The following is a 24,662-nucleotide window of genomic DNA, read 5'->3' on the forward strand; positions in this document are numbered from 1 at the left end:
TCGAATTTAAAACAAGGGCCTATAGCTCAGTTGGTTAGAGCACCTGACTCATAATCAGGTGGTCCCTGGTTCGAGCCCAGGTGGGCCCACGGGTGCCCTTCGCATTAATTGCGGAGGGCTTTTTTATTTTCCTGATCAATTCTTGGGCTAATCCAATATTACCTATCAACAAACATCCACAACAAGGCTAGCTTTGTGTATATAGTTTAAGAAGGTCTTCTTAGAAACATTTGATTCAGTCTTTCGGAGATAAAACATTGATCGACCCGCTCTTGCTCCAAGCGAACATTGCTTTTTGATAATAGTTTATATACTTCTAATTCTTCACCTGAAAGATGGGCAAGAGACACCACTTTAGATACCGTTCCGGATACAATGAATTCACAGTAATTCTCTAAAATTTCTCTTTCCATTAAAAAAGATTTTGTTTGTGGAAAATACGATCGTAATTGAGACAGCATTTGAAACCCTTGGATATCCATATCACTCCAATAGTAAATTTCCTTATCTTCCAGCCAATCGGTGTTCTTTAAGGAGTCAACAGCAAATCCCTTTCCCCAAATAGCTATCGAATGAGATACTTTAGGAAATGCCAGAAAGTTCATCTTGTTTTCAATGATAAAAACTCTTGAGCATTTCAACGTAGTTGATTTAAATTGTTCTATTGGGATGGTTATATCATCATAGCTGATTTCACCCCAGCAGGACTTATCCAACAACCGAAACCTAATAAGAGACTGATCATATTTCAGGAAAAACCTCTTTTCAAAGTGGTTTTCAGATGTATTCACTATATCCGGAACCAGCTCATCCAATAAAAGCCTCAAAATCCCTTTATTTTCTTCAATAAACTTGGTATGAACGGGAATTGGCAACTCTCTGATATAGTATTTGTCTGGTTCAAAGTGAAGGATAAACCACTGACAAACTTTAATCAGGCCCGGCCAAACATCCGAGTTGTCGATAATGGCCTTTGGATTTTCTTTCAGCCATGATTCGAGTTGAGGGAGTTCCGACTTGATGAAACTGTAATTTTCCATCATCACATGAAACTCTTTTTCCTTTTTGATAAATTTTAAATAATCGTCTAATGTTTCATACACGATTGACTTTGGGATATCTTGAATTCCATGCTGTCGGGTTTTAATCGTTTCTGAAACTACCGAGTAGCCAAAACCCTTTCTATCTTTTGACCCACCTAGCACTTCAGCAATTTCCTTACTCATTTGAATGAAATCTTTAGAAAGCACCTTATTGGACCTTATCTCCAGAGGAAAACAGCTCTCTCCATTCAAAGAATCACGAAGGACTTCTTCATATTTTCTTTCAGACTTTTTCTGTATTTCAACTACTGTTATCATGGATCTATCCTGCAGATTGTAAATACTCTTCCCGGTGTTCTTGCAACTGCTTAATATGCATATCATAAACGACCGAATGACGATTATCCTTTCTTTGGACAAAATGTATGCGGGCAATGTAGGGCTCAACAATAGCTACCTCTTCTGCTTTAGCAGGAGACACCACCATTACTTGCAGATGTAGTTGCTTACACAGTTCCATTAAGAACCGTGCTTTTTCATCATCTTGTTTACTAAAAGCTTCGTCCACACAAATAAATCGGAATGAATTTGTATTGAGTCCTTCGCTGTGTATCCCAAATTGATAAGCTATGGCGGAACCCAAAATTGTATAGGTCAATTGGGCACCTTCGCCACCGGATAATTTTGCTGTACCCGTATAACTGCGGAAGATTTTTGACGGATCCTCCCGATGGTGTTCTACTGCTTTGAATTTCAGCCAATTCCTTACATCCAAGACCTCTTTCCTTTGATTTTCATCATCGGTCAAATCATCTAGAAGTGCTTTGATCTTGTTGAAACTTTTTTCCAGGATACGATCATCCTTTGTTCTTTCAAACTCAACCAGGTTCGGTTTCCACTCATTGAGCCTAAACCTAAATTCTTTGACTTTTGGAGCATAGTCTTTTTCTACATGAAGCCTGACAAATGTGGGTGGATTACTTTTAAAGTTAATTTTTTCAAGGGACTGGTTTAGTGTGTCAATATTTTCCTCAATATCTTCTTCCTGACGCTCCAGCCATGTCTGAAAATCAGACATTTTCGTAATCATTTCTTCATTGAGGTAGTTTTTGAATTGTTGCTTATACTCTGCCAATTCCTCCTTTTCAATTCTATCAAGCAGTGCCTCATACTCCTCTATAAATTCTGCACTTTCACTTAAACGATGTGTATCGGAATTCCAATCCATGAATTTCTCTGCAATTTCTTTATCAGGATTTTTGAAAACCCTCATAAGACTTTCTGCTGCACTTTCTTCCTTGCGAATGTTATCCCTAAACCGCTCAATAGTTGCATTGACTTCTCCTTGAATTTTGCTTTGAATCTTTTCTATGGAATCAATGTCGCAATCATAGTCATTCATAAAATGCTCTTCAAAAGTTTCCAATTTTTCGTTGGAATCGTGAAAAGAATACCTGTTGATGACATCTTCAGCCTCTTTTAGCTTTTGTCGCTGTATATTCAGATTTGATTCAATGATATTGATTTCCTTTTCAAGGTGTTTCTCTTTTTCCTGTTTAGCCTTGATTTGTTGAAGAATCTCCTCACGCTGTTTTTTGAGGGTATTCACTCTGTCATTGGTTTTTTCAAGCTCCTCAATTCTTTGTTTATTTTCCTGTATTTGAGCTGCTATTGACCACCAATCAATTTTTCTATGTGATTTAAAGGCAATGAATTGAGCCAGGTCTTGTTCCTCATTTCTAATCCTGGTTTGATGATTTTTTAAGTATTTGAGCCTGCTCTCAGATTCCTTAATTTCCTGATCAAGTTGATGACCTTCTTCTTTCAGTACTGCTATTTTCTCTTTGTTATCCCAGCCTAGTACATACTTTTGACGGTTTTTAATTTCAGGCCGGTCATCCTTTTCATGTCGGTTTGCATTCTTAACAAGTCCTTCTTTGGTAACAGCTTTGTTTGCTAATCGAAATGTTTCCAAATCCTCTACACACAAATAATTGAATTTAGCACTGATCTCATTTTTGATCCATTCAGAATAGGCCGAAGGTTTAAAGGCTAACTTGTGAATAAGTTCATTCTCATCTTGCTGCTGAAATATCTGCGGAGCAACTTCTTTCTTATTGAACCGATGATAGATAATCCTCCCTCTTAGATCGTTTTCCTTAACATACCGGTTTACTTCCTGATAATACTCTTCTGGAACGATCAGTCGTAAAGCGAAATTATGAAGCAATCGTTCGATGGCAGGCTCCCATTCCCGAGCACCTTCCCCAACTTTCACAAGTTCGCCAATAAAGGGGATTTCTTTTTCCGTAGCACCAACTGCATCAAGAATTTCGTTTCGAATACGAGCCGGATGTCCCGTAATATTATTCTTTTGAGCCCTCAATACACTTAATTCATTGGATATATTGTCAAACTTTTCCCTTACCATATCAACTTGTTTTCTGGTTTGGAATAGTTCTTCCTCATTCTGTTCCTGTACTTCCTCTGTTTTCCTCTTTTTTTCTACTGCTGCTTTTCGTTGTTCATCAAAAAGCTCTTTGGATTGTGGGTTGGGCTGGAATTCAAGGTTCTCAGCCAATTGATTATAGGTTTTGAGTTCATCCTCACGCTCTTGCCTGGATTCGTCCAGTTCTTTATTTCTTCTTTCCAGTGTACTGATTTGTGAACCAACTTTGTCACTTTTAATTTGGATATCGAGATCTCGTTCCCGGTTGGATAATTCGTCAATTTCACTGGAGTATTCAGCAATGTTTTGCGATAAGGATTCCAGCCTTGCATTTTGTTCTTCATTATAGTCCGAAATCAGTTCTTTCTGTTTTTCTGCAAACCAAAGTGGTGCAGTCTGCTGGAAACTTTCCTGATGAATCAGATCTGCTTTTAGAACCGAAAGGTTTTGTGCCTTATCCCTTATAGGAGATAGTAATTCTATCTGTTTATGAGCTTTTTCAATAGCACGGTGAGCATCATTGAGAGTCTTAAAGTAGGTTTTTATCTTCTGAAATTCGGTTTCAGCATCTCGCTCTTCCAGCATCTGAAGACGTACAAATTCATCCAAATTACCAAGTACCTTTAATCCTATGGTCTGGCTAAATAAAGTATGTCCTTTCTCTGAACGCATGCCAAATAATTTCCGCATGAGACGGCCATACTCTCCCGGACTATCGGTAAACTGTATAAGTTCCCGGTTTCCTTGTTTTGGATACCTTTTTTTGAGCCGTTTTTTCCACTCACCTGTATTATCAAATGGCATAAAGTCGTCACGGATAGAGAGTTTTTTATGAGCTACAATAAAGTTCCTTTTCAGTTCCGATCCCGAGAACCAGCGTGTTTGTGCCAATGTGACAAACTGTGATTCGTTTTGAAATACGGCCAATAATATCGATTGTGCTTTTGATTTATTCTCTCTTAGCTTTTTGACCTCTTTTGTATTGGTATCCGAATTTTCCGTTTCTCCATATTCTCCTACGACATAACTATCTTCTGTACGTTCACCTTTAGACCCGGCTGTCTGGTTATAAAAACGCATCCTCTTTTCGGGAACAAGTAAAGTAAGTAACCCATCCACAAGTGTCGTTTTCCCGGAAGCATTGGCACCAGTCAATAAAGAGGTCTCACCCTCTGGGTGGATCGACCATATATTTTGGTCAAAGGTTCCCCAATTCAGCACTTCGTAAGCATATAAGCGGAAGCCCGATTCACTGGGTTTGGTACTAAATAGACTTAGGTTGTTCATCTTCTAATTGTTTCTTGAATCTTGATAATTCTTCTGTTGTGACCCGTGCTTTGATGATACGTTTTACTTCGTAGCGATTTTCATCCGAGTTAGCGGCATCTTTATGGACCAATTTTAAAAAGCCCATTTCCACACATTGATCAAGGTGACGATTGAGGTCTCTGATAAATTTTAGCTCATTTGCTTTCTCTTTAAAAAACATTTCCATGCGATCCCGAAACTGTTTTGGTGTGATATATAGATTCGTAGTTTCAAGATCATTCGATTCAAACTCTAACAACCATTCTCTCAGTAAGACGCATACTAATGTAAGGTCATAGGTTAATGGCATCCTACGAACCAGTCCAATTGTACTACCAGATTCATCCAGCTCAATTTGCTTTAGGTAAGCATATCCATCTCTTTTATCTATAATTAATTCAAGTGCGATTTTCTCAAAGTATTGAATCAGTTCTACCTGATATTGAATGATTTCATTCCAAACATCTGGCTGATCCTCAAAAACAGGACCCTGCAGTAACTTGACTGCTGACCGGGCGTAAGGGGCTATCTTTTCGTTTTGGTACTCCATATCGTTTATTTGGTAAAAATGATTTGTGGTAAATCAAGGTATTTCCCATTCTTCTGACTAAAAAGGATGGTTTCCCTTACATGTTCATTGATAAAAAACTTAGTGTTTGTATTTACCAAAGTAACATAAGCTAACAATTCTGCTAATCCCTTATCCAGTCCTTTGACATTCACTACTTCCTGAAGGGAAATTTGAGTTTTGGATTGTAGTAAGTCGTTAATATTGGCTAATAACTGTTGCTTATCAATCAAATCAGCATTATAAATTTTTGAGAGGTCTTCCAGATCCTGAATAGAGATACTGGCCAGTTCTGCTTTAGTTGTATATGAATCGGTTTCCGGTTTTTCACCAAGTTTTCTTTCCAGAGGGAGATGTACATCAGGGTTTCCCTGAATTTCAAGGTAATACTCATGGGTTGGTGAACGGTCAATTTGTTGAATAGCCAATTGGCGAATACTTGCAATCAGTTCTCTTGCTTTTCTGGATTCCAGTTGGTCTTTGGCGACTATCTCTCTGCTCAGTTTATCAGCTAAGACGCCATTTTTGTCCAGGACTTTTCTGGCGGCTAGGTGAAGCATCGTCTTTAATTTTCGCAGTGATCGAGATGAAACTTTAATTCCCCGATCTTCCAGCACATCATAGATTTCTTTAGTCATTTTTTGCAAATCTGATTGCCGGACATCATCCAGCATAAATTGCCAAAAAGCGTAAAAGCTTTTTCCCTGGTCAGTACTTCGCAATTCGTAAAGTGCATCAAACGTTTCTGCCAGCAGTTTTCCCTTAGAGAGATCTGTTTGTTGCTGCTGCTCGTAGATCCTTCGGGTTATTTCCTTAAAGTTGTCTTCAACCTCCTTAAAATCACCTATCAGCTCATTAGCTAAGCGGTTTAATTCCTCAAATCTGGCTTTTATGTGATGGTTTTCGTACGTTGGCACGTATCCATCAATCTTAATCTTTCGTATTTCTTCATCAATGACCTGTTTTCTCTTTTCCAGTTCAGCCAACCTCTTTTCTTTATCTGGATTGGCATTTTCGATAATGTCCCGAAGCTTGGTGAAAATATCCTTGAACTTGGATTCTGTTCCAACAAATTCACGGTCTTTCAGAAGCTCAAAAACTTGAAAAGCTTTTTCTACATGTTTGGACAAAAAGACCAACGGCTCTTTTTGAGCATCATCCATTACATTCCGCAGGTAATGAGTATCAATCCAACGGTCAATGTACAGCTTGGCTTTTTCATCAAAAGCTAAAAGCAAACGATCAGACTTGATTTCATCATCTTCATCCTGATATTCAATTTCTTCCAGAAAGTCGGCTAGTCTCTGAACCAAAAATTGATAAGGCACAGAGATTTGTTCATTTACTTTGTATTCACGATACAGAAATGTAATGATCAAGGGTAAGTTCCTTGCCCGTAGTAGTTTCAAGGTTACTGCCGAATCAACCAGTGACCGGACTTTCAATATGGAGGTGAGGGAGTCAAGCATTGACCTTGTAGTTAATGTTGACAAATATGTGATATATCACTACCCCATCCTTATGGTGGGCTTTTCCAATTTTAATTCCTGATTTCTCTCTTTGGAAGTCTTTTGTCACATCTACTACCTGGTTAGTATCAAGTTCAAATCCATTTGGATATTGAATTGTTGTTAAGGTATCTGTATGATATGCATCCCAATTTTTCTGAAAATCTGATTGTTTGCCTTGAAAGTACACTAGAGTCAGAAGGGCTTTTCTTTCATGCGTGTAGTGAGAAATTAACTTTTTCAAATGTGATTTAACCCTAGATGTATCTCTTAGAATAAATGCCTCACAAGTGATAAAGGAATCTTGATTACAATCCCTTATATCCAGATCAATTTCGCCTAGATCGGATCCGCCAGAAGAAAAAGCTTTTCTTGTTTGATCTTTTACAGACCATCCCCATGAACTAATTCTCGCCTCTAGTGCAAGTTGAACAAGGTCGTTGAACCTATTTTCCTTACTGGTGTTTTTCAATTTCAGGATATCAGGCAAAACATTTATTTTGTTAAGCATATTTGAAGCTGCTCTAGCTACTTCATTTACTATGAATTCAGTAAGATCAGTTCTTCCATTGAGTTTATCAGGTAGAATTCTGACAAGTTTGGTTGGTGTGCTATTGAATATTCTATTGTACTGATGGTGGAGTTCCTCTATATTATCGATTCCATTTACTTTATTCCTTAAATCATGGATAAAGCCAATATTTTCTGAACCTGAAAACTGATGGTAATTTTCAGCTTCTTCTAAAAGCAGAGAAGCTTCTTCTATCTTTTTAATTTCTCCCCCGACCAGACGCTCGATCTTGACTTCAAGCATATCTGGAAGCATTTTATATGGTTTTTCCAGACCATTAAATACTCTATCTAGTTCATCGTATTCCCCCAGTTTGAGTAGTATGTATAATTTGTTAACAAAAAATGTCGACCCCAAGTCCTCTTCATCCAATTCCTTTTGATGCACAGCATACACGTTCCATTCTTCCAGAGCTTCTTTATAGCTTTTTAGATCATCGCTGGTTTTGGCTATGTTAATTTTAGCTGCCATTTTATTCAAGGCAAAAACTGGATATTGAGGATATTGTGTACTCAATTGACTGAATATTGTGTGCGAAGATTCCGGATTCTTTTCCAGTCTGATTAGTGCTCTGTAAAATTGCTTAAGGTCACGATAAGAAAGTTCTCTTACCGAATGAACCGCAGGTTTACTGGGTTCTTCAACATTATCTAATTCTTGTTCATCATCATGAAAGTAAGCCAGCAGTATCTTGGTCTGGTAAAACTGAACTTCATATTTTCGGTTCTTTTTTGATACCTTTTCTTCCCAAAAATCAACCATCTCATTAATCTCCTTAATCAACTGAGGGTATTTACTAATTTCTAGAAGGGTTTGTTGAACCTCTGGAATCCAACGAGTCTCTTCTAAAAAGGCTTTAATATCTGATTGTTGTATCTTCTCTAAGAGCTTTTGTTTAACCCCTTCTGAAGTTACCCATTCAGCAATAGTCAATATTTTGACAATATCTTGCGTCTTAATAATGACCTCAATAATCTGTTCTTTTTTCGAGAACCAATTTAGAGCTCTGGCAACTTGCGGAAGCAATGCTTCTTTTTCGGTGTTTTTAAATGCCCATTCCTTATTATTGTCAAACAAATCAACACATCCTTCTTCCGGTACATCCCTGATATGTCTTTTTAGATAGTCAACAATCTGTTGCTCAATCCTCGATTTAATTTCCTGAATTTCATCTTTCTCAAAACCATGAGGAATGATTGGCAATACGAACTGACGAAGTACTTGAAGCAATACCCCAATATGTGTTCTTAATTTATCTGCGGTGAAATGATTCTCTTTATGGTAGAATTCCGAAGTGGAATCAAAATAAAAACGTGGTTCCAGGAAACTATTCAGCTTCTGTTGTTTGTAAATGAAGTAAATCGGATAAATCCATTCTATGTACCCTAGTCTTTCAATTTTCTCACTCCATATCGGCAGTCCTTTTTCCTCTTTCTTCTCGAAGAAATTATATTTTTTTACTTCTGTAACTTCTACGCGATCAATGTAGAATTTGAAGAAGGAATTAGTAAGCGTATTAATATCCGGAGGTGCATTCTCAAACTGACTCTTATATTTCCAGTAAGTCGAACATTTCATCAGCCAGGCAAGCCCATCCCATTGGAGCATTGGAAAACTCACAGTGCCATTATTATACAATGCTTTGGAAGGCAGATTGACAAAAAGCTTTACCAACTCATTGAATAGTTTGGGGAGTAAAAATTGGTCATTTCCTCCATGAACTTTATGGTTATGTAGGGAACTATCTTCAATCAAGGAAAGAACTGCTTTTTCTTTTTCCTCTTTCTGTTTTCGGCTTAATTTTTCTGCATAGGGCTGCCGGCTGTATGGAATGTCGTATTTATTAGAATTAAGCTGTCGATATATCTGAAAAATCAGTTTAGAGGCAACATCTTCCTGACCGACTGAGCGAATGGAAAAAAGAGCCAATTCCATTGATTTTACCCAGAGCTTTTTATGAATTACTTCTTTATCCTCATCCAATAGATATTCTCCAATTCTATCAATAAATTGAAATGCCAAAGATGCGTATTTGGAGTCTTCTACTAGGTAGGGTATAAACTCCCTCCGGCACATAATAATGAAACATTTTAATTCCCAAAGTAGGGTTGGTTTGGTTATTGATTTTTCCAGAAGAACAAAAACTCTTTTGTAATGATGGATTATGGGATTATCCTGATATTCTGTCTCTTCTCTTTCAAATTCATAGTCATGGGCAACTATGAGTTTAATCAAAAAAGAAAGTTCATCTCGGGAACTCTGACTATACAAATAAGTAGTATGAGCTTTTTGCTCCCAATTGTCTAGGCTTTCCAGTAGCTCAAAGTGATCCGAGTTGTTCAGTGAAAAATCATCAATCGCTTCACGACTATGGAAAAGTGATTGAACTTCACGTGAACCAATATCTCCATCAATGCTAACCTTTTTGAACTCTGATTCTATACCATTCAAATCGGTTTCATTAATTACCAAGTCACTAGCCGCATCTAAAAATCGCTTTTTTGATTCATCAAGAGAATGGGTTAAAAACCCAGAAGGCGATTCCCAATAGAGTACTTGTTGAAGGAGCCTCTTTATTCTTTCTTTATCTTCAGAAAAGCGACCATCCTCAATTAGTAATTGCCAATAAAAAGTCGTGATTTGCTCGCCTAATGTTGACCAATAACCGATTTCAGTATTGTAGAAATTTAGGTAATAAATCTCTTCATTTTCCCGAAGAATCTTTTGTTTGATCAGATCAGCAATTGAAGGTGTTTGGGTATAAAATTTTTTAAAGGATTCGTGTAGTTGTTCCAGACCTCTTTTAACAATCTTGAGTCCCTTATCTTCATTATTTGATATTTGCTCTTTGTAAGCAGAAAGGAATTCGAATTCTTCCCAGTGATCAAGGTAAGGCTTAAAGTAAATATTGATATTAGAGATTGTAATGCCATCATCTGATTTTGATAACCATGAGGGTTTATTTAAACCTTCATCATTTAATATCAAATTATGTTCACTCTCATACTTACTTTTGATTTGATCAAACTCTGCTTTAGGTAGCTTTTCTTTGCCTTTTATTCCTTCAGGAAATTTTTCTAACAGAAACTTTAATTCATTCCTGAAGCCTGATATCCCACTAAATGTGTGACAAGCTGACGATACAGTTCCTGCGATCTTTATTTTTCCCAAGACATTTCTCAACCAATATTTTTGAAAAAGAGTGTCAGTATCTATTTGACCATTTCCATCTTCGTAATCTTTTCTAAATTGGTTAAATTCTGCCAGTGTAAGTTCCTGTTCTCTGGACTTTGCCAGATGAATAGCCTTTGCAAAGAACAATGAAGCATTCCACTTGAGGTTTTCTTCAATGGCCTTTTGATCAGCACGATTGATGCTTCTATCAATGGTATGGGTTGATATAAAGCTTATTAGTTCCTTGAACTTTTCCTGCTGATCGTAAATCATGTTTTAAGTCATTTTCATTGTTAATGATTGTTCCAACCACCTAAAAGCCTCCTCCTGATTGTATTCCAAATTAGGACTTAGAAGCCCCTGCATGTCGCCTGAGAATTGTGCTGATTTTTTCTTTAGCTCCATGTTGAGCAAGAATTCTTTTTGAGTGGGTGGCTTGCCCACCACGAATTTCATGTATTCGTTATAGCAGTGAATGATTCTATCATAATCGAGCTCTGCATGTTGGTCGGCATAATAGAGATCGAACAAATCTCTTCCTTTCTTGCGTTGGTATAATGCTCTAAGTTTGGTTCCTAAGAGCTCGTTCAGGTGATAAGTGGTTATGTCGCATTGGCCAGTAAACCATTCGCTTTTTACAAAGAAAGGAAATGAATTCCACCCCAGTAAATTGAAATGTTCCCGACAATTGATTTCAATCTTTAATCTCAATCGGATGTCAGGTGAATATTCTGAGTTGAAACGATACAAGAGTGTATTGTTGTTTGCCTTTGGTTTGACCACTCTATCTTCTTCAAAAAAAGTAATGACTTCATCTATTCGTTTTAGAATAGGTTTGATAGGCCCTTCTTTAATCTGGACCAGGTCAATATCTTCTGAGTATCGCGGGGCTGGATTCAGATAGAGTTTGTGCAGTGCAGTACCTCCACGAAAAGCCAAATTTTCGCTAAGGTATTCATCAGAGAAAAGAGCTGCCAATGCTCTACAAATAATCAGGTCTTGCTCTACCTGTTCATTGGTAGTCCAAGGAGCATTGTCTTTCCATTTTGCTATGTACGGTTTAGAAATCATAAATCACTATCTAATTCTATATTCATATCTACTTTCCAGGGATTATTCGCCTTGCCTGGTTTTTCTTCTTTTTGGGGGCTTAACAATACCGGGAAAAACTTCTTGTCACGAAAATAATCTTGCAATGGATCCAAAAGGGTTTGATCTATTTGTAGTTTTTGAAAGAGAAAGGCTAATCTTTGGATGGAGCTTATATGCGGGTACCATTGAAGCAAATCGTTTATATCCTCGGGAGTTATAGATTCAGCTAACTCCTCCAAAATTGCGAGGATCCTATTCACACCACCCATTTTAGATTGATAGTGGATCAAATCAATGGCTGTTAAAGCCGGAGATGAAATGCTATACAAACCAGCATCTGACTTTCTTTTTAGAATATTCTTTTGTGGCCAATTACTCGTGGCTGAAATATTCAGATAGTTATTCCCCTTTTTTATATCTCTTATGTTCGGTATTTTTGTCATAAGATAACTTTGCTGAACCTGTTGGTGACTTGCCCCATGAAAAGCCGCTGCTGAAAAAAATGCGATGTAGTAGGGTTTTCCTATATAACTAAAGAGTCTCTCTGCATAAAGTTCTAACGGAAGTCTTCCATACTGCTTGTAACGTGGAGGTAGAATTAAATAAAATCCTTGACGGAGCGTAATAATCTCTTTCTTTCTGGAAAGTCGCACGATCTCATGCCGTAAAGCCACATCTGTTTTAGGGACTTCACTTTTTAATTCATCCCAGGAAAATGCGTATTGTTCATACGACAAACATTTACCCACAAAATCAGCAACGCTCTGCATTTTTTAGTATTTTTATGCGAAAGATAGTAAAAAGTGGCGATAGATGCATGCGCATACTAAGAAATAAGGAGCTCTAGAATATTAGCTTTATGCCCTCGAATACTTCATCGTACTTTTCTATTCCTGGGTCATACCAATTGATCTTTTGACGGGCCCCATTCGAGCCGAGATTGCAACTCTTGGATAAGGATGAATTCCGTGGTAATGGCAATAATTGGTTAACCTGTCTTCCTGACTAAGCTGGGAAAAGCCGTGAATGGCTTGTTCATTGGTGCTCACCCTTATATAGAGATCCGCAGTAGGCCATATTTCTCTGGTTAACCTCATAAAGAATACTGAATAGTTCTGTCGGTTGGTGATTCTAAAGATTGGATAATCTCGTCAAATCTTCCTCAAAATGGTTCGAAAAAAGTTCAATTGGGCCCACAAACACATTCAAGGGTTTACGATTCAAATTCGTAGACCCTTTTCTATTGCTAATCAAATTATTTCACCTCTACTTCCTCCCACCCCAATTAGTAATTGTCCCATCACACAAAACAATGCTCTTTCCAAAAACCCTTATATCTTTGAAATAAAAAATCATGATCAATTGGAACGGTGTATTTCCTGCTATCACGACCAAATTCACAGCTGATGGCAGTTTAGATTTAGACTTATTTCTGCACAATATCGATGCGCAATTGGCTGCAGGAGTGCATGGGCTTATTCTCGGTGGCACACTAGGAGAATCTGCCACCCTTACAGAAGACGAAAAAATCACTATTACAAAGGCTTGCTTAAACCATGTAAATGGCAAAGTCCCAGTCATTCTAAATATAGCCGAGGCAAGTACCTCTATCGCTTGTGATTGGGCTCGCAAAGCTGAAGAGCTAGGCGTGCAAGGCCTAATGCTCCTCCCTCCTATGCGCTACAATGCCGATCATCGTGAGGTGGTAGCCTTTTTCAAGGCAATTGCAAATAGCACTTCCTTGCCGATAATGATTTACAACAATCCTGTTGACTATAAAATTGAGGTTACACTGGAAATGTTTGATGAGCTAATAGAGCTTGAGAATATCCAAGCTGTAAAAGAATCCACCCGCGATATTTCCAATGTCACACGCATGATTAATCGATACGGAGATAGAATTAAAATCCTCTGTGGAGTGGATACTTTAGCAATGGAATGCCTGCTAATGGGCGCACATGGCTGGGTAGCAGGTCTGGTTTGCGCATTTCCTAGAGAAACAGTGGTAATATATGAGCTAATAAAGCAAGGAAGAATTGCTGAGGCTCTTGAAGTCTATAGATGGTTCTTACCTTTATTGGAATTAGACATCCATCCAAAATTGGTGCAGTACATCAAACTAGCTGAAGAAGCAGTAGGAATCGGAAGCGAACACGTGCGTGCGCCAAGATTAGCACTGATCGGAAAAGAGCGGGAGGATGTATTAGCCGTAATTGCAAATGGACTGAAAAACAGACCCATTTTGCCAAAAATCTAAGTGTATGAATGATATTATTGATAAAGCTTTACAAAACTCCAGCCAAGCATTTGAATCTTACAAAATGCTTTCTGGACATAAGAGAGCTGCATTTTTGGAAAGTATAGCAGATGAAATTGAAGCAATTGGCGATCCACTACTGGAAGTCGCTTCTGCTGAAAGTAATCTGCCACTAGCTCGATTCAAAGGCGAGCGAGGTCGCACTTGCGGACAGTTGCGGATGTTTGCCAAGCTATTGCGTGAAGGCAGCTGGTGCGAAGCTACTATAGACAAAGCCTTGCCTGATAGAACTCCAATGCCGAGAGTAGATTTACGCCGTATGCTAATCCCAATTGGGCCTGTAGCTGTATTTGGAGCAAGTAATTTCCCATTAGCATTTTCAACAGCTGGTGGCGATACCGCTTCTGCACTCGCTGCTGGCTGTCCAGTGGTTTATAAGGAGCATCCTGCCCATCCAAACACTTCAAAAATGGTGGCTGAGGCGATTGAAAGAGCCATCCAAAAGCATAATTTATCTCTAGGTGTTTTCCAGCATATTTCTGGTGGAATTGAAATTGGTAAAGAGTTGGTGATGCACCCTGACTTAAAAGCTGTAGCATTTACTGGCTCTTATGCAGGAGGTAAAAGCATTTTCGATGCCGCATCCTCCCGCCCTATTCCAATTCCTGTTTTTGCAGAAATGGGCAGTATTAATCCGGTATTTATTTTTCCTAAAAAAATTGAGCAAGAGCAGGAAGAGTTGGCTCAGCAAATTGCTTCATCTGTGAGCTTGGGAGTTGGTCAATTTTGTACTAATCCCGGGCTTATTCTTATTCCTGAAATCAGCGCAAATGAGTTTATCCTTTCCATCAAATCTGAATTTGAAAAACTAGCGCCGGCGCAAATGCTACATCAAGGGATTGCAGATAATTATCGCAAAAAATTGGATGCTCAGATGGCACAAAAAGGTGTCTCTCTGATATACCTTACCCAAAATGGAAATTCCCTATCCGCAGCACCTGCAATTGCCAAAGTAGATGCAGAAACCTGGCTTAAAAATCCGCAATTGCATGAAGAAGTTTTTGGACCATCTACATTGGCTGTAATCTATAAAAGTGAAGCTCAACTCACTGAAATTGCCGGCAAATTGCAAGGCCAGCTTACATGCAGTATTTGGGCCACAGATGATGAGTTGATGGCAAATGCACAATTGGCCAATATCTTAAGAGAAAAATGCGGGAGGTTACTTTTTGCTGGCGCTCCCACAGGCGTGGAAGTGGGATTTGCCATGACACATGGCGGGCCTTTTCCATCAACTACAGATAGCCGAAGTACCTCTGTGGGCACTTATGCAATTAAGCGATTCGCTAGACCAGTAACTTGGCAATCTTGTCCACAAGAATTGTTACCAGAGGAATTGAAAGACAATAATACCTTGAAAATCTGGCGAACCATTGAGGGCGAATTAAGCAAGGAGGATATTTGATTTATGGCCAGAAAATCCTTTTTCTGTATTGATGCGCATACTTGTGGCAATCCTGTGCGGTTAGTTGCAGGTGGAGGGCCCATTCTTACAGGTAATTCCATGAGCGAAAAGAGACTTCACTTCCTCCGCGAATTCGATTGGATTCGTAAAGGATTGATGTTCGAACCGCGTGGACATGATATGATGTCGGGTAGTATTCTCTATCCGCCAAGCAATCCAGAAAACGACATGGCTGTGTTGTTTATCGAAACAAGTGGTTGCCTTCCTATGTGCGGACATGGCACCATCGGAACAGTCACCATCGCTATTGAGGAAGGATTAATTGTGCCTAAAATTCCAAGCAGATTAAGACTTGAAACTCCAGCCGGCTTGGTGACTATTGAATACAAGCAAACAGCTAATAAGGTAGAATCAGTGAAATTGACGAATGTTCCATCATACTTAGCTGCTGAAAACTTACAAGTTGAATGTCCGGATTTAGGCCTTCTTACATTTGATGTGGCTTATGGTGGAAACTTCTATGCGATCATCGATGCGCAGGAGAATTTTGCTGGCCTAGAAAATTACTCAGCTGATAAACTTATTTCTTGGAGTCGTGAGATACGGTCGAGGACAAATGCCGACCATAAATTTGTTCATCCAATGGACCCTTCCATTTCTGGCCTATCCCATATCTTATGGACAGGCAAAGTAATTGATCCAAATTCAACCGCTCGAAATGCCGTATTCTATGGCGATAAAGCAATAGATCGTTCACCTTGTGGCACAGGCACTTCCGCCCGAATGGCACAATGGCATGCAAAGGGCTTATTGAAAAAGGGCGACAAATTCATCCACGAAAGCATTATCGGTTCTGTATTTATTGGCCGAATTGAAGAAGAAACCACCCTTGCAGACAAAAAAGCAATTGTTCCAAGTATAGAAGGTTGGGCAAGAGTAACGGGTTATAATACAATATTTTTGGATGATGCAGATCCATACAAAGAAGGCTTTCAGGTAATATGATATGGCAAAAACGGTAATAGTTGGTGGTGGGATTATTGGCTTATTTACGGCCTATTATCTGATGCGGGAGGGTAAGGAAGTTTGTATAATCGACAAAAGTGACCTAAAAAGCACTTGCTCTACAGGCAATGCAGGAATGATTGTACCAAGCCATATTATTCCGCTAGCATCGCCCGGTGCAGTTGGCAAGGGCATCAAATGGCTTTTCTCTCGCAAAAGTCCTTTTTACATTCATCCCAAGCTGGACAAAAAGCTGTTGAATTGGTGTTTACTATTCTTCCGCTCATCTAATGTAGGCCATGTAGAGCGCAGCATTCCCTATCTCAAAACATTGAGTATTTTGAGCAAGGCGCTATATCTCGATTTCGATGCCGAGCATAAAGACTCCAATATAGGATTGCAGCAAAAAGGACTTTTGATGCTCTACCTTGGTCATAGAGCGGGTATTGAAGAAATAGAAGCTGCACATTTGGCACAGCATCATGGCTTGGAAGCTGAAATCTTGGACAGTTCTGAATTAGTAAGTTTGGAACCAAATGTGAAAACCGCTGCGATGGGCGGTGTTTATTATCCAGGAGATGCTCATTTGAAACCCGCAGTTTTGCAGCAATTCTTGCTTCAGTATTTAAAGGAAAATGGAGCAGAAGTTCTCACTAAAACTACCGTCACTGATTTCCAGATCGAAAATGGTAAAATCGCAAAAGTGATCACCGATAAAGGTGAGATAATCCCAAATGAGCTCATTATTTGCGGTGGAGCCTGGTCAGGATTGATTGCTGAGAAATTGAAATTGAAGCTCTCAATGATGGGAGGCAAAGGCTATACATTTTGGCAGGATAATCAGCCCGAATTGAAGCAAGCCACTATCTTGACTGAAGCTAGAGTTTCTGTAAGTCCCTATGGCGAAAAAGTGCGTTTTGGTGGCACAATGGAAATCACCGGAACAGATGAAAGTGTAAATCTCCGTAGAGTACAGGGCATTTTTGAATCCATCAATCGATATTATCCAAGCTTCGAAAGTAAGGCTTCAGAGGTAAAGGATATTTGGAGTGGCTTGCGTCCTTGCTCACCAGATGGCTTGCCTTATATAGGCCAAAGCTCGAAATATGAGAATCTATTTTTCGGCACTGGGCATAGCATGATGGGCATTAGTTTAGCGCCGGCTACAGGTAAAATATTGTCTGAATTAATTATCAAAAAACTAGCACCAATTCCATTGGAAGGGTTCTCGCCTGAGAGGTTTTCAAGGAGATAGGAAGGAATTGAAATTCAATGGGTTATTGAAATTAACAAGCAACTTCTTTTATTAAAATAATTACATTAATTAATATCATAATTCATAACTAAACCCACCTTTACGTTCTTTTGCCTTGATGCCAAAGAACCAAAAAATAAAGGCTGAGGATCTTTTCCCTAAAATATGTTCCATAAATAGGCGACCCAAAGAAACTCGCTGCGCTCAAACAGTCTTTGGCTCTAGAAAGCCTATTTATTACACATATTTCTTAACGGGAAAATCTCCTAGGCCGAAGGAAGAAATGAAAAAACATTGAAGAATGGCTGTTCGCGGGTGGGAGGACAAAAAGGCGAGCCGGCGCAGGCCTTGTGCGTGGAAGCTTCTTTTTGTCTAGACTTTTTTGCTTACTTTTTGTGGCAATGACAAAAAGTAAGAAGAAAACTTCCAAAAAATATTGAATTTCAATTACTTAAAGTAATTTTTAAAAACAACTCTTTGTATTACAAAGATTGCAATAAGTAATAGCATAACAATTAGCTAAACTCTTCTTCCACCTTCTCTTTCCTTAATAAAAAAAGCAAAAAGTCCCACTTAAAGGATAGAAAGGCTTAATTCAGACAAAAAAGCGACCGGCTTACCGACAATAAGTCAGAGTTTAGCTCTAATAATGAAACCCAAAGCTTCTTATGTTTATGGAAATACCCAACCCTAATTTTGATGCACAACCTCACCACCAACCATTGTCATAGCTACTTTTCCTTTAAGCCATTGCTCTGGTTCGGTTGAGAACAAATCGGTATCGAGAACCACAATATCAGCAAGCTTACCTACTTCCAAGGTCCCTTTGATATGATCTTCGAAAGCGCCATAAGATGAACCCCAAGTATAGGCTTTTAATGCGTCCTCAAGACTTATTTTTTGTTCAGGAAACCAACCTCCCGACGGTTCTCCAAAAAGCGTCTGACGAGTAACAGCAGCGTAAATACCGTAATATGGATTTACTGTGTAATAAGACGCATTTGTTCCCGGCCAATCCGAACCAAAAGAGAGAATACAACCTACGTCTTGTAAGGTTTTAAATGCATAAGCTCCTTTGCATCGCTCATAACCAATCCGCTCTTCCATCCAGCGCATATCGTCCGTCACATGATATGGCTGTACTTCTACCACAATATTTCTATCTCGCAATCTTTCGAAATCTGTATCCTTTATCACCTGGGCATGTACCAATCGAAACCGTCTTTCCTTCTCTCCATTTTTGATCTCAAGAGAATCCAAAATATCTAATAAAATTGCATTTGCCTGATCACCTATTGCATGGATTCGAAGCTGAATATTTTCATTATCTGCTTTGGTAATCATCTCCTTAAAATTGACCATGTTGTTTGAAAACTCTCTCCAACCACCCGTCCAAGTTCTATTTTCGATAGAGTTGTCGCTATAAGGCTCGTAAAATTTGGCGGTTCGTGCTCCCATAATACCATCTACATGGGTTTTTAAGGTGCCAAAACTGATCCAATCGTCGCCTGCAGGTTGCAATACACCATTCTCTTCGCTAATAATCCAGCCTTTCTCAGCCATCTCTTCATACTCAGAAAGGCGGGAGGGACTGAAGTTTACTCTTGCAGTCAATCCACCTTTTTCACGGATATGATTATAAACATCCAACTGATCAGGCGGAGACATATCTTGCACTGTTGTAATGCCCCATTCTCGCAATTCCTTGAATGCTCGCTCAGCCTCTGCTACTCGAAGTTCAAAAGACTTGGCAGGTATATTTCGCAAAGCATCTGTAAGCAACTCGCCTCGCAAGATTCCATCCGTAGAGTTGATATTTAAGTATGACAGTGCTGCGCCATTTGCTAAGCCCACTTGTCTGTCGAACCGGGTTACCAGCACTGGGTGATTAGGACTGATGGAATCGATCATTTGTCTAGTTGGGATAAACTCTTGCTGGCGGGTATCGCCTCCCATACTGCCCATATTCCAAGCTTCATAGGCTCCCCAGTCGCCACGAACTATCCAGCTGCCTTCTGGCAATCGCTCAGTAGCTTCCTTCACTCTCTCTATCAATTTCTGCTCATCACTCACATCAAGCAGATTGATATTCATAAGTAAATGGCCAGCTGAAGCAAAATGCACGTGAGAATCGTTGAAGCCAGGCACCGTAAGCTGGCCTTGCAAATCTATTATTTCAGTTGCCTCTGGCATTGGATCAGCCTCCACGCCTACCGAGTGAATCCGATCGCCACTTATAGCTATCCAAGTGGCCCAAGGCTGACTTTCATTGCCCGTCCAAATCTTGCCATTACTAAGGATTTTATCAATTTGGGCTGTGGTTTCTTGTTTTGAGGAGCAAGCGAATAGAAGGGTACATAAAAGAATAAATGAACTGAATTTTAAGAGTAAGGACTTCATTCGATTGAGATTAATGATTGTAGAGATAAAGCTAATTTCATCCTAATATACTTAGCTCCAAGCAATAATTGAATTAGCGAATAAAAACTATTGATTGCAACAATAATTTTTCACCAAAAGACTTTATCATTTTAGCTTTTTTATTACCTTTGCGCTCTCAATTCCGAAAGATGTTCGGAAGTTCGAACTATTTTTCAGGTCCCATAGCTCAATTGGATAGAGCAACTGCCTTCTAAGCAGTAGGTTTCAGGTTCGATTCCTGATGGGATCACTTTTTTTTCTTTTTTGGTGAAAATAATATTTGGATTCTATAAAAAGACCAAGCATATTTGCACCCGCAATCAGGACATTAGTTCTGAATTTTAAAGCGATATTGATCGGGGTGTAGCGTAGCCCGGTATCGCGCCTCGTTTGGGACGAGGAGGTCGTAGGTTCGAATCCTGCCACCCCGACAACAAAGGTTCATCAGAACCCAAAAGCCTGCAAATCTTACGATTTGCGGGCTTTTTTATTTTTTATGTATCAGTTCGATTTAGACAATTTCAGCAAAAATGAGACCTATCCGGTGAACCAAATGAATGGTTTATTTTAGTTCACCAGATTGATGCAAATAGCTGTAAAACAGATAGTTGCATTGAGTATTTTGAACTGCTTTAGGTCTGTTTGAGTGACCTTGTGGAAGCAGTTCACCACGAGAGGAATCATTTTAACACAAACACTCAAAAGCTGAATTGTCATGAGAACTACAAACACCTTCGGAGTTCAGTTCATCACAAGAACGAACAAGGCCAAGGATGGCCTCCTCCCAATCTATGCCAGGGTCACCGTTGATGGCCGCAGAGTTGAAATATCATTGAAACGCTGGATCAAACCAGGTGACTGGAATGGCAGCAAAGGCATGGCCAAGGGCAGCCGGGAAGAAATCAAATCGCTGAATCATTATTTGGATGAAGTCCAGGCCCGTATCATGGAATGCTATCAGGAGATGCAGGTACAAAAGCGGCTGATTACTGCAGATGCCATCAAAAGCATGTTCCTGGGTACAGATCAAAAAGACTTCACCTTATGTAAGCTGGTGGATTATCACAACCAGGCTATGCGAGATACACTGGCTTGGGGCACGATGAAAAACTACTTCACCACTCAGAAGTACATCCGCAGATTTTTGAAAGAGCGCTTTGGCACTACCGACATGTTTCTATCTGAGCTCTCCTATAAGTTTATCACCGATTTTGAATTCTACCTCCGCAACTACAAACCCAAAGACCACCAGAAGCCGCTTGGCAATAATGGAGTGATGAAGCACTTGGAACGTTTCCGGAAGATGGTGACCATGGCTGTAAAAATGGAATGGGTAAGCCGGGATCCATTTGATAAGTACCAACTCAAATTTCATCGGGTGGATAGGGATTTTCTCAATCATGAAGAACTGGAGGCAGTAGAAAAGAAAGACTTCAAAATTGTGCGCTTGCAATGGGTAAGAGATCTGTTTGTATTTAGCTGCTATACCGGACTGGCCTACATTGATGCCATGAACCTGACACCATCCAATATTACGATTGGCATTGATGGGGAATACTGGCTTTCCACCTGCAGGCAAAAGACTGACCAGCCAGTAAGGGTTCCTATCCTTCCCAAAGCCTGGGAAATAATAGAGAAATACAAGACCCATCCAAGGGCATTGCAGAAAGGATCGGTATTTCCAATGATTTCTAACCAAAAGCTGAACTCCTACTTGAAAGAAATTGCCGACCTCTGCGGAATTGAAAAGAACCTCACCTTTCACCTGGCCAGACATACATTTGCTACCACTGTTACCCTTTGCAATGGTGTGCCTTTGGAAACTGTGAGCAAGATGCTGGGTCATTCAAAAATCACCACTACTCAGGTTTATGCAAAGGTGGTGGAGAAGAAAGTGAGTGAAGACATGCAGGCTCTCCGTGAAAGGCTGGCAGCACCAAAATTGATGAAGAGGGCGAAATAGCCCTTTTCTGTATTTAAGTGCTTGCTTAAATAAATTTCATTCCATAGCTTTGTTAAGCAAATGCTTAAATAAAAAGTTATGAATACATGTATCCGTGTCTTTGCCGATAGCGACCAGATCAATAGGTGCAGGGAGGACTTGAAAAGCAAGGAGAAAGGTCTTTTAGAACTGGCAGATGTATTGAATCTTGCCGGTAATGCGGTTCGCCTCAAAATCCTGTACCTCTTGAAACAGGAAAATGAACTTTGTCCGTGCGACTTATCAGACATCTTGGGCATGACCGTGCCGGCCGTCTCCCAACATCTGAAAAAACTAAAGGATGCTGGGATCGTGACGACCAAAAAATCCGGACAAACTATATTCTATTCAGTAGAAGCGCAAAGTCAGCGAATCATTTCATCTGTGCTCGAATTGTTTAAGCTCCCAAATTCAATTCCTGCCGTATGATACCCCATGATCTCACTCAAAGCATAAAGGTTTCGCTAAAAACAGCAACAGGTCAGCTGGGATACATCCTTAGCAAAATAGATGATGTGGACCAGGTTGAAAATATCCTTTTGCAGCTAAAAGCTGTGCAGTCCATGCTTACTAAGACTACTTATGAGCTATTGGATGATACCTACAGGAAAGCACTAGCAGAAAGGATCTCGTCAGCTTACCAGAGCTGCCCTGGCGACTGTGGCAATGAAGAAACAATAGAAAAGCTGAGAACACTATTTCCAGAGCTTAAACTTGAAGAAGTGCCTGAAAAACTACGAGAAGCCCGCATGGTGGAAGAAGAATTGAAGAAATTTTTATCCGAACGTTTGGATACCCCCTCCCCCCGTGACTGACCTTTGGAGAGATGTTTCATTAAAATAGATTGATATGAAAAGTAAACTCATGATTTTCGCCACAGCGGGTATTCTCGCAATTGGTGGCCTTGCTTACGGGATCAACTCATCTCCAAAAGCTTGTCCTTTGGAAGGTACTCCAGATTGTCCAAAAGTTAGCTGCCCTTTGGCAGGCACTCCGGAATGTCCTTATGATTTGAAAGTGGCGGAAGTACCCGCCTGCTGTAAGAAAAAGTAACTGGGAGGGCGCAGAGCCCTTCTTTTTTTGAAAATTAAGTATATGAAAAATTCCCTTTTAACCAGCGGCCTTTTAGCTGCTTTAGTAAGTTCACTTTGCTGCATCACCCCGGTGCTTGCATTAGTGGCCGGTGCAAGCGGGATTGCGTCCACTTTCTCATGGCTCGATCCGGCAAGGCCTTTTTTTGTCGGCATCACAGTGGTTATATTAGGCTTTGCCTGGTATCAGAAATTCAAACCAAAGGCCAAAGAGGAAAAAGAATGTGCCTGTGAGGAGGACCTTCAGCCCTCCTTTTGGCAAACAAAAAAGTTCCTTTCAATAATCACGGTCTTTGCTGCCCTGATGTTGGTGTTCCCGCTTTATGCTCACATTTTCTACCCTAAATCTGAAAAGCAAGTGATCATCGTTGATAAGTCAGACATTCAGACCGTAAATTTTCAAATCAAAGGCATGACTTGTCAGGGGTGCGCAGCGCATGTAGTGCATGAAGTAAATAAGCTCAGCGGCATCCTGAATGTAACTGCCTCCTCCGACCAGGGGAATGCCATCGTGGAGTTTGACAAGTCCAAAACAAGTATCCCGAAAATTGAGGAAGCCATCAACTCAACCGGATATTCCGTGACCAATAAAGCAGAGAAATAAATGGAAATCATATTAGAATCAACCATCTCCTGCCCGGAATGCGGACATCAAAAAGATGAAACCATGCCCACTGACGCCTGTCAGTATTTCTATGAATGTGAAAACTGCCACCAGGTATTAAAGCCAAAAGCAGGAGATTGCTGTGTGTATTGCTCCTATGGTTCAGCACCTTGTCCACCAGTACAATTGGATTCTGATCAAGCATGTTGCTAGGGTAGACAATGCTTTATGTGACATACATCATGTTTTGACATGTGCAATGTCATAGCCCTCTCAATAACCGTTGCGTACTTTTGGGTCATATTGAAGGGAATACTAAATAGATACCCTTTCAATGAATGGCATTTTACATCAAAAGGCTCATGAAGCGCAACTTATATATCGTCCTGCTCATTTTAATGCTTCTCCCTGGCAAAGGGATGGCAGTGTTTCAGCACTTTTGCGGGGGCGAACTGATCAGCTTCGAGCTTTTTCTAAAACACCACGAACCATGCTGTGACGATCACAGCAACCCTTGTGATGGTTGTGAGGATCAGGAAACCATCTTCTCTCTCGATGATTTCAGGACACCTCATTCTGACATTCCGGTCATTGCTTCTTCACCAGCGGCATTGGCTCAGCCATCTTTTCATTTGCCTTCTACACAATTTTTCGAGTCAAGAGACTACACAACTTCTAAAAAGGCTCCCCCCGGCTGGTCAGGGCGGTATCGCTCTATCCTGTTCCAGTCATTTCTTCTTTAGCTAACATCTGATTATCAGTTAGTTGTCCGGGTTACAAAACCTTGGGCAATGTCGGAAATGGTTCTGTGAAATATAGCTGTTCCGGGATATTTAAACAGCATTAGACACCATCTATCCGACAAAACTA

General features: G+C 39.9%; 19 protein-coding genes and 3 tRNA genes. 14 read left to right on the top strand and 8 right to left on the bottom strand.

The annotated features are described in order from the left end of the window. Window positions 1-15 precede the first annotated feature (15 nt). Window positions 16-89: transfer RNA gene (locus ACOXY8_RS03240), tRNA-Ile, on the top strand. A gap of 117 nt (window positions 90-206) precedes the next feature. On the opposite strand, the gene ACOXY8_RS03245 is transcribed toward ACOXY8_RS03240, so the two are convergent. The 7 genes from ACOXY8_RS03245 to ACOXY8_RS03275 are packed head-to-tail and all read right to left on the bottom strand — an operon-like array spanning window position 207 to window position 12,483. Then, complete coding sequence (locus ACOXY8_RS03245; protein ID WP_458330127.1) at window positions 207-1,427, bottom strand: Wadjet anti-phage system protein JetD domain-containing protein; 1,221 nt, start codon at window positions 1,425-1,427, stop codon at window positions 207-209. Continuing rightward, the gene (locus tag ACOXY8_RS03250) at window positions 1,366-4,779 is read right to left on the bottom strand and encodes an ATP-binding protein (RefSeq protein WP_458330128.1); all 3,414 of its coding nucleotides are present in this window, start codon (window positions 4,777-4,779) and stop codon (window positions 1,366-1,368) included. The genes ACOXY8_RS03245 and ACOXY8_RS03250 overlap by 62 nt, the downstream gene beginning before the upstream one ends. Next, on the bottom strand, window positions 4,757-5,350 hold the full coding sequence (locus ACOXY8_RS03255) for a DUF4194 domain-containing protein (protein WP_458330129.1): 594 nt from the start codon (window positions 5,348-5,350) through the stop codon (window positions 4,757-4,759). The genes ACOXY8_RS03250 and ACOXY8_RS03255 overlap by 23 nt, the downstream gene beginning before the upstream one ends. Before the next feature lie 5 nt (window positions 5,351-5,355). After that, window positions 5,356-6,837: a DUF3375 domain-containing protein gene (locus ACOXY8_RS03260; protein ID WP_458330130.1), complete on the bottom strand. Its 1,482-nt coding sequence runs from the start codon at window positions 6,835-6,837 to the stop codon at window positions 5,356-5,358. After that, window positions 6,830-10,894 carry a hypothetical protein gene (locus tag ACOXY8_RS03265; protein ID WP_458330131.1) on the bottom strand — a complete coding sequence of 1,355 codons (4,065 nt, stop codon included), beginning with the start codon at window positions 10,892-10,894 and terminating at the stop codon, window positions 6,830-6,832. Before ACOXY8_RS03265 ends, ACOXY8_RS03260 begins: the two co-directional genes overlap by 8 nt. 3 nt (window positions 10,895-10,897) lie before the next feature. Next, on the bottom strand, window positions 10,898-11,692 hold the full coding sequence (locus ACOXY8_RS03270; protein ID WP_458330132.1) for a nucleotidyl transferase AbiEii/AbiGii toxin family protein: 795 nt from the start codon (window positions 11,690-11,692) through the stop codon (window positions 10,898-10,900). After that, window positions 11,689-12,483 (bottom strand): type IV toxin-antitoxin system AbiEi family antitoxin domain-containing protein, encoded by a 795-nt coding sequence (locus ACOXY8_RS03275; protein WP_458330133.1) that lies wholly within the window; start codon window positions 12,481-12,483, stop codon window positions 11,689-11,691. The genes ACOXY8_RS03270 and ACOXY8_RS03275 overlap by 4 nt, the downstream gene beginning before the upstream one ends. 587 nt (window positions 12,484-13,070) lie before the next feature. Between ACOXY8_RS03275 and ACOXY8_RS03280 the strand changes: the two genes are divergently transcribed. Genes ACOXY8_RS03280 through ACOXY8_RS03295 form a run of 4 tightly spaced genes read left to right on the top strand, consistent with a single transcriptional unit; the run spans window position 13,071 to window position 17,695 of the window. Beyond that, window positions 13,071-13,970 carry a dihydrodipicolinate synthase family protein gene (locus ACOXY8_RS03280; RefSeq protein ID WP_458330580.1) on the top strand — a complete coding sequence of 300 codons (900 nt, stop codon included), beginning with the start codon at window positions 13,071-13,073 and terminating at the stop codon, window positions 13,968-13,970. A 4-nt stretch (window positions 13,971-13,974) separates the two neighbouring features. Next, complete coding sequence (locus ACOXY8_RS03285) at window positions 13,975-15,435, top strand: aldehyde dehydrogenase (NADP(+)) (protein ID WP_458330134.1); 1,461 nt, start codon at window positions 13,975-13,977, stop codon at window positions 15,433-15,435. Window positions 15,436-15,438: 3 nt separating this feature from the next. Then, a complete protein-coding gene (locus tag ACOXY8_RS03290; protein WP_458330135.1) occupies window positions 15,439-16,440 on the top strand; it encodes a 4-hydroxyproline epimerase in 1,002 nt (333 codons plus the stop codon). A gap of 1 nt (window position 16,441) precedes the next feature. Next, complete coding sequence (locus ACOXY8_RS03295; protein ID WP_458330136.1) at window positions 16,442-17,695, top strand: NAD(P)/FAD-dependent oxidoreductase; 1,254 nt, start codon at window positions 16,442-16,444, stop codon at window positions 17,693-17,695. Window positions 17,696-18,385: 690 nt separating this feature from the next. Here the strand turns inward: ACOXY8_RS03295 and ACOXY8_RS03300 are convergent. Then, window positions 18,386-20,095, bottom strand: coding sequence for an amidohydrolase (locus tag ACOXY8_RS03300; protein WP_458330137.1), 1,710 nt, complete (start codon window positions 20,093-20,095; stop codon window positions 18,386-18,388). A gap of 197 nt (window positions 20,096-20,292) precedes the next feature. Here ACOXY8_RS03300 and ACOXY8_RS03305 point away from each other — a divergent pair. The 9 genes from ACOXY8_RS03305 (at window position 20,293) to ACOXY8_RS03345 (ending at window position 24,535) form a co-directional block, all read left to right on the top strand. After that, window positions 20,293-20,366, top strand: a tRNA-Arg gene (locus ACOXY8_RS03305). Between the two features lie 107 nt (window positions 20,367-20,473). Continuing rightward, window positions 20,474-20,547: transfer RNA gene (locus tag ACOXY8_RS03310), tRNA-Pro, on the top strand. A 284-nt stretch (window positions 20,548-20,831) separates the two neighbouring features. Then, window positions 20,832-22,079: a site-specific integrase gene (locus ACOXY8_RS03315; protein ID WP_458330138.1), complete on the top strand. Its 1,248-nt coding sequence runs from the start codon at window positions 20,832-20,834 to the stop codon at window positions 22,077-22,079. 78 nt (window positions 22,080-22,157) lie between these two features. Beyond that, the gene (locus ACOXY8_RS03320; protein ID WP_458330139.1) at window positions 22,158-22,526 is read left to right on the top strand and encodes an ArsR/SmtB family transcription factor; all 369 of its coding nucleotides are present in this window, start codon (window positions 22,158-22,160) and stop codon (window positions 22,524-22,526) included. After that, a complete protein-coding gene (locus ACOXY8_RS03325) occupies window positions 22,523-22,912 on the top strand; it encodes a metal-sensing transcriptional repressor (RefSeq protein ID WP_130276909.1) in 390 nt (129 codons plus the stop codon). The genes ACOXY8_RS03320 and ACOXY8_RS03325 overlap by 4 nt, the downstream gene beginning before the upstream one ends. Before the next feature lie 34 nt (window positions 22,913-22,946). After that, the gene (locus ACOXY8_RS03330) at window positions 22,947-23,150 is read left to right on the top strand and encodes a hypothetical protein (RefSeq protein ID WP_192347873.1); all 204 of its coding nucleotides are present in this window, start codon (window positions 22,947-22,949) and stop codon (window positions 23,148-23,150) included. A gap of 42 nt (window positions 23,151-23,192) precedes the next feature. After that, on the top strand, window positions 23,193-23,792 hold the full coding sequence (gene merTP / locus ACOXY8_RS03335; RefSeq protein ID WP_458330140.1) for a mercuric transport protein MerTP: 600 nt from the start codon (window positions 23,193-23,195) through the stop codon (window positions 23,790-23,792). After that, window positions 23,793-24,005 carry a GDCCVxC domain-containing (seleno)protein gene (locus ACOXY8_RS03340; RefSeq protein WP_130276912.1) on the top strand — a complete coding sequence of 71 codons (213 nt, stop codon included), beginning with the start codon at window positions 23,793-23,795 and terminating at the stop codon, window positions 24,003-24,005. It abuts the gene before it with no gap. A 149-nt stretch (window positions 24,006-24,154) separates the two neighbouring features. Beyond that, a complete protein-coding gene (locus tag ACOXY8_RS03345) occupies window positions 24,155-24,535 on the top strand; it encodes an HYC_CC_PP family protein (protein WP_458330141.1) in 381 nt (126 codons plus the stop codon). Window positions 24,536-24,662: the final 127 nt, after the last annotated feature.

Source organism: Peijinzhouia sedimentorum (assembly GCF_049340005.1).
In the GTDB taxonomy this organism is placed as follows: domain Bacteria; phylum Bacteroidota; class Bacteroidia; order Cytophagales; family Cyclobacteriaceae; genus CAXBDP01.

What these genes read in the sequence shown, in the direction of transcription:
- ACOXY8_RS03245 (WP_458330127.1), bottom strand. Translation starts at nt 1,427, where the DNA reads ATGATATGCATATTAAGCAGTTGCAAGAACACCGGGAAGAGTATTTAC.
- ACOXY8_RS03250 (WP_458330128.1), bottom strand. Translation starts at nt 4,779, where the DNA reads ATGAACAACCTAAGTCTATTTAGTACCAAACCCAGTGAATCGGGCTTC.
- ACOXY8_RS03255 (WP_458330129.1), bottom strand. Translation starts at nt 5,350, where the DNA reads ATGGAGTACCAAAACGAAAAGATAGCCCCTTACGCCCGGTCAGCAGTC.
- ACOXY8_RS03260 (WP_458330130.1), bottom strand. Translation starts at nt 6,837, where the DNA reads ATGCTTGACTCCCTCACCTCCATATTGAAAGTCCGGTCACTGGTTGAT.
- ACOXY8_RS03265 (WP_458330131.1), bottom strand. Translation starts at nt 10,894, where the DNA reads ATGATTTACGATCAGCAGGAAAAGTTCAAGGAACTAATAAGCTTTATA.
- ACOXY8_RS03270 (WP_458330132.1), bottom strand. Translation starts at nt 11,692, where the DNA reads ATGATTTCTAAACCGTACATAGCAAAATGGAAAGACAATGCTCCTTGG.
- ACOXY8_RS03275 (WP_458330133.1), bottom strand. Translation starts at nt 12,483, where the DNA reads ATGCAGAGCGTTGCTGATTTTGTGGGTAAATGTTTGTCGTATGAACAA.
- ACOXY8_RS03285 (WP_458330134.1), top strand. Translation starts at nt 13,975, where the DNA reads ATGAATGATATTATTGATAAAGCTTTACAAAACTCCAGCCAAGCATTT.
- ACOXY8_RS03290 (WP_458330135.1), top strand. Translation starts at nt 15,439, where the DNA reads ATGGCCAGAAAATCCTTTTTCTGTATTGATGCGCATACTTGTGGCAAT.
- ACOXY8_RS03295 (WP_458330136.1), top strand. Translation starts at nt 16,442, where the DNA reads ATGGCAAAAACGGTAATAGTTGGTGGTGGGATTATTGGCTTATTTACG.
- ACOXY8_RS03300 (WP_458330137.1), bottom strand. Translation starts at nt 20,095, where the DNA reads ATGAAGTCCTTACTCTTAAAATTCAGTTCATTTATTCTTTTATGTACC.
- ACOXY8_RS03315 (WP_458330138.1), top strand. Translation starts at nt 20,832, where the DNA reads ATGAGAACTACAAACACCTTCGGAGTTCAGTTCATCACAAGAACGAAC.
- ACOXY8_RS03320 (WP_458330139.1), top strand. Translation starts at nt 22,158, where the DNA reads ATGAATACATGTATCCGTGTCTTTGCCGATAGCGACCAGATCAATAGG.
- ACOXY8_RS03325 (WP_130276909.1), top strand. Translation starts at nt 22,523, where the DNA reads ATGATACCCCATGATCTCACTCAAAGCATAAAGGTTTCGCTAAAAACA.
- ACOXY8_RS03330 (WP_192347873.1), top strand. Translation starts at nt 22,947, where the DNA reads ATGAAAAGTAAACTCATGATTTTCGCCACAGCGGGTATTCTCGCAATT.
- merTP (WP_458330140.1), top strand. Translation starts at nt 23,193, where the DNA reads ATGAAAAATTCCCTTTTAACCAGCGGCCTTTTAGCTGCTTTAGTAAGT.
- ACOXY8_RS03340 (WP_130276912.1), top strand. Translation starts at nt 23,793, where the DNA reads ATGGAAATCATATTAGAATCAACCATCTCCTGCCCGGAATGCGGACAT.
- ACOXY8_RS03345 (WP_458330141.1), top strand. Translation starts at nt 24,155, where the DNA reads ATGAAGCGCAACTTATATATCGTCCTGCTCATTTTAATGCTTCTCCCT.